Below are 4,516 nucleotides of genomic sequence, written 5' to 3'. Positions count from 1 at the left end.
GCAATGTTTGGACATCTAAATTCCTAAATCCTGATATAAAAAGCTCTTGCAACATCGTCGGTTAACAACACTCGGTATTAGAAGAATTCATAATAAACTATTAGGAGATCTACATAGAAAAAGAGCGCAACACCCGAAAGAGTGTGCGCTCTCAAAAAGCAATGATTTCGATCAGTGCAACATGCTCAATCGAGAATCAACAAACATGTCCAATTCAGGCGCGAGAATATGGACATATCGATCAAAGTACAAAAATTGTTTAAGCAATAACGCAAATTCTCTAGGAAAGTGAAGACCATTCTCTTCGCCTATCCGGACCATCTCTAACAGTAGATTATTCACATCATCTTCTTCACTGCTAGGATCACCCAACAACGCATAGTCAGGAACCATCACGTCCATCTTATTAAACACACCTTGAAGATCCTTAGATAACAGTGACGGATCAATATCCTTATCGGTCACCCCGATACGAATCATTGCATCAGCCATTCCATCGAAGTTACCAATCATAATTGAAGAAATAAAATCAGATACAGCTTCCCAAGTGCCGGACTGAATACGACCAACAATGCCAAAATCGATAAAACCTATCTTGCCGTTGTCGAGTACCAACAAATTTCCGGCATGTACATCCGCATGGAAAAACTCGCACTGTGTCAGACTAGCAAACCAAGTATTCATGGCCGTAATAAGGGTGCGCTCTGGATCATCACAATACTTTCTAATGCTATCTAAGTCTGTCAACGATGCACCGTAAAATCGTTCCATCGTTAAAATTCGACGCGTACTTGCCTGCTTATATACTTTCGGCACGACAACATCGTCATTACCAGACTCATCAAGGAAAGCGCGAAAGATCTCTAAATTATTCGCTTCTTTGATGAAATCGCATTCTTCCATCATTGTCTTTTGAATTTCATCGACAACGCCAGAAATAGACGTCCATGAAATCTTGGGTGCTACTTTTTCCAGCAAACGAGCCATTGCGTAAAGAAAATTCAAATCCGTTAATAGAACATTCTCAACGCCTGGTTTCTGTACCTTTATAACAACGTCTTCGCCACTAATTAGTCTTGCTGAATGAACTTGCGCTATTGACGCTGAAGCTAAGGGCGTGGGATCAATAAAGCTATATACCTCTTTAGGATCACAACCCAACTCAGATCGAATGATTCTCTCTACGACAGAAAATGGAAAGGGCGATGTTTGATCAAGGCAGTGTTGAAATTCATCGACATAATCCTTTGGGAAAAACGTCGGCGAACTAGCGACAAACTGTCCAAGCTTTATATAAGTTGCACCAAGTTCTTCAAACACTCGTCTCAACAAAACAGGATTAGCCGGGCGGTCGCCCAAAACCCATTTCGCTCCGTTTGTACTAAGTACACGAGCTGTTTGAGTAAGGCGCAAGGCTCCTTTCAATGAATTAAGTACTAATCCCATTTATTCTTCCTCATCCGCGTTAAAGACGCATTGGCATGACGACGTACAAACATCCGTCTTCATCACCAGACTCAATCAAGGCCGACGAACTTGCGTTAGATAATGTCATCTTAACGCTATCTGTTTTGATTGTGCTAAGCACGTCAATTAGATAGCCCACGTTAAACGCTATTTGTAGCTCTTGTCCGTCATAAATAATATCTAAGCTATCTTCGGCCTGCTCATGTTCCGGGTTATTTGCAAACACTTGGACTTGGCCGGGTGACAATTGCAACTGAATACCACGGATATTTTCATGAGACAAAATACTTGCACGTGTAAACATCGCTTTAAGTGATTCACGTTCTGCTACGATAACTTTGTCACCGCCCTGCGGAATTACTCGCTCATACTCAGGAAACTTTCCATCAATAAGCTTAGAAGTAAAACGATAGTTACCTATTTCAGACTGAATATGATTATCGCCAATCAAAATAGCGACTTCATCATCGCTATCGGAAAGTAACCGACTAAATTCCTGTACCCCTTTGCGAGGGACGATAACTTGTAGTTTATCGGCTAAGACTTGATCAGTGTCGACACTCGATAAAGCTAGACGGTGACCATCTGTTGCGACAGTTTTAACGTATTGATTTCCAATCTCTAAAAGCATCCCGTTTAGATAATAGCGGACATCTTGTTGAGCCATCGCGAAAGCAGTCGACTCAAGCATGGACTTAAAAGCGCCCTCGCTAAATCGAACTTCTATATCTTGCTCATTTTCGTCTGTATTCGGAAATTGATCAGCAGGTAACGTCGCCAAGGTAAAATGACTTTTACCAGCATGCAGGTGCGCCTTATCACCCTCTAAACTTAGTTCAACAACCGCATCTGCTGGTAAAGATCTACAAATATCAGAGAGTTTGCGTGCGGGAATAGTAGTGCGGCCCTCGCTAACAATACTTGCTTCTGGAAGCTTACATACCAGCTCCACTTCCATATTCGTACCAGTTAACGAAACAACGCCCTGCTCCGCTACAACAAGAATATTCGACAGTACAGGCATGGTCTGCTTTCGCTCAACCACTCCGGAGATAACCTGTAAAGGGCTTAAAATATCATCTCTGCTAATCGAAAATTTCATCAATGCTTGCCTTACATTACATAGTTAGTTTTCTAATAAAATTTGTGTATTCTTCCCGAATATTAGCATCGCTCTCTTTGAGTTCTGCTATTTTACGGCAAGCATGCAATACCGTCGTATGATCACGTCCACCAAATGCATCACCAATCTCAGGTAGACTATGATTTGTCAGCTCCTTAGACAATGTCATTGCTACCTGTCTTGGCCTAGCTATTGAACGAGTTCTTCTTCTTGACAGTAAATCCGCGACCTTGATCTTATAATACTCAGCCACCGTCTTTTGAATGTTGTTTACGCTGACCTGACGATCATGTACTAACAATAAATCCTTTAAACACTCTTGAGAAAATGCAGGAGTGATATCCTGACCACTGAAATTAGCGTTCGCTGCCACTAATTTCAAAGCACCCTCTAATTCCCGAACATTAGACCGAATTCTGTTTGCGATAAAAAAAGCCGATTCTTCACTAAGCAATACGTTATCTTGTTCTGCTTTACGCATCAAAATAGCAACGCGCGTCTCTAACTCGGGTGGTTCCAATTTCATTGACAACCCCCAACCAAAACGGGATGTCAGACGTTCTTCCATATTTTCAATTTCTTTTGGGTAGCGGTCGCAAGTGAGGATCATTTGCTGACCGCCCTCAAGCAAAGCGTTAAACGTATGAAAAAACTCTTCCTGAGATCTCTCTTTTCCAGCAAAGAATTGAATATCGTCTATCAAAAGCACATCTACAGAACGGTAGTACTTCTTAAACTTGGCAATATCGTTTCGCTGTAATGCCTTAACCATATCCGCTACAAAACGTTCTGAATGTAAGTACACGATCCTCGCTTTTGGATTACGTGCTTTGATCTCATTGCCAACCGCATGCATCAAGTGCGTTTTACCTAGACCAACGTCGCCATATAAAAACAACGGGTTATACGATGCTCCAGGCTTATCTGCAACTTGTACCGCCGCCGCCCTCGCCAACTGGTTAGATTTACCTTCGACGAAGGTATCGAACGTAAATTTGTCATTTAGTGCACTTTTATGCTCTACAACGCCAGTTTCTTTATTGTCCGACGAAGAGGCATCTTTACTTACATGCAGCGCCCGGTTGTTCTCTTTAAAAGAGGAACTCGTCCGCTCAGAGGTGGTTCGCGATTGGCTTACATCGGATATCTGACTAATTCGTGAATTCTTAATTGCGTGTCTATCAGCTTCGATTACCGAACCTTGTGATGCGTTATCTGTAGAACTTGCTTTAGGCGCATGCCCTATTGAGACCCTGACCGGTAAGGATTTACCAGAGAGTTCTACCACCAAATCACCAATACGTTTGCGATAATGATCGTTAACAAAATCGAGGACAAAACGGTTTGGCGCAAATAGGGAGAAAACATCATCGACGATCGCTGCTTGTAATGGTTTCAACCACATATTGAATTTTTGCGCGGACTCCTCCTGTTCTAAACGAGCCAGGCAATTATCCCAAACTGATTCAAGCATTCGCTAACCATATTAGTTATTACGTTCGATATAAAACCTCGTCAATCTACTTAAATAACATCGGGCACTTTGAACAAAGCACGCTATCTAAACGACCAGGAATTTGAGTACTCGAAAACAAGAAGACCACATCAACGTGATGTTGTTTAAAGCAAAACCGTTGAAATTCGTCAATTGCTTCTTTTTTCCAAGAGGATGTGCAGTTTAACGTGTTCAATCGTTACTTTCTAGCCCATCAATTCCAATCGATTCACAGGCTGTGCATAATTTTATTCAATATTTTCAGTAATATACGTACTTATAAACACCATTGTGCACAAAAATACGAGCAAAAATAGTTTAAAAACTTATCCACAGTAAGGGGTTACTAACTTGTGTTTTAACTTATGGATAAAACATTGAATAGTGACCATGAAAACTATCCACAAAACTATACCTCGCACTATACATAC

3 protein-coding genes are annotated in these 4,516 nt (G+C 41.4%); all 3 read right to left on the bottom strand.

The window, feature by feature from the left end; all coding sequences use genetic code 11:
* Positions 1–171: 171 nt before the first annotated feature.
* The 3 genes from A3751_RS21180 to dnaA are packed head-to-tail and all read right to left on the bottom strand — an operon-like array spanning position 172 to position 4,064.
* Positions 172–1,446, bottom strand: a complete 1,275-nt coding sequence (locus tag A3751_RS21180) for an AarF/ABC1/UbiB kinase family protein (protein ID WP_068458799.1) — start codon at positions 1,444–1,446, stop codon at positions 172–174.
* A gap of 19 nt (positions 1,447–1,465) precedes the next feature.
* Positions 1,466–2,569: a DNA polymerase III subunit beta gene (dnaN, locus tag A3751_RS21175; RefSeq protein ID WP_068458798.1), complete on the bottom strand. Its 1,104-nt coding sequence runs from the start codon at positions 2,567–2,569 to the stop codon at positions 1,466–1,468.
* A gap of 16 nt (positions 2,570–2,585) precedes the next feature.
* A complete protein-coding gene (gene dnaA / locus A3751_RS21170; RefSeq protein WP_068458797.1) occupies positions 2,586–4,064 on the bottom strand; it encodes a chromosomal replication initiator protein DnaA in 1,479 nt (492 codons plus the stop codon).
* Between the last annotated feature and the right edge of the window lie 452 nt (positions 4,065–4,516).

Source organism: Oleiphilus sp. HI0080, assembly GCF_001635135.1.
Note: the sequence above shows the minus strand (reverse complement) of the source record. Positions and strands in the feature narration are given on the sequence as shown.

What these genes read in the sequence shown, in the direction of transcription:
- A3751_RS21180 (WP_068458799.1), bottom strand. Translation starts at nt 1,446, where the DNA reads ATGGGATTAGTACTTAATTCATTGAAAGGAGCCTTGCGCCTTACTCAA.
- dnaN (WP_068458798.1), bottom strand. Translation starts at nt 2,569, where the DNA reads ATGAAATTTTCGATTAGCAGAGATGATATTTTAAGCCCTTTACAGGTT.
- dnaA (WP_068458797.1), bottom strand. Translation starts at nt 4,064, where the DNA reads ATGCTTGAATCAGTTTGGGATAATTGCCTGGCTCGTTTAGAACAGGAG.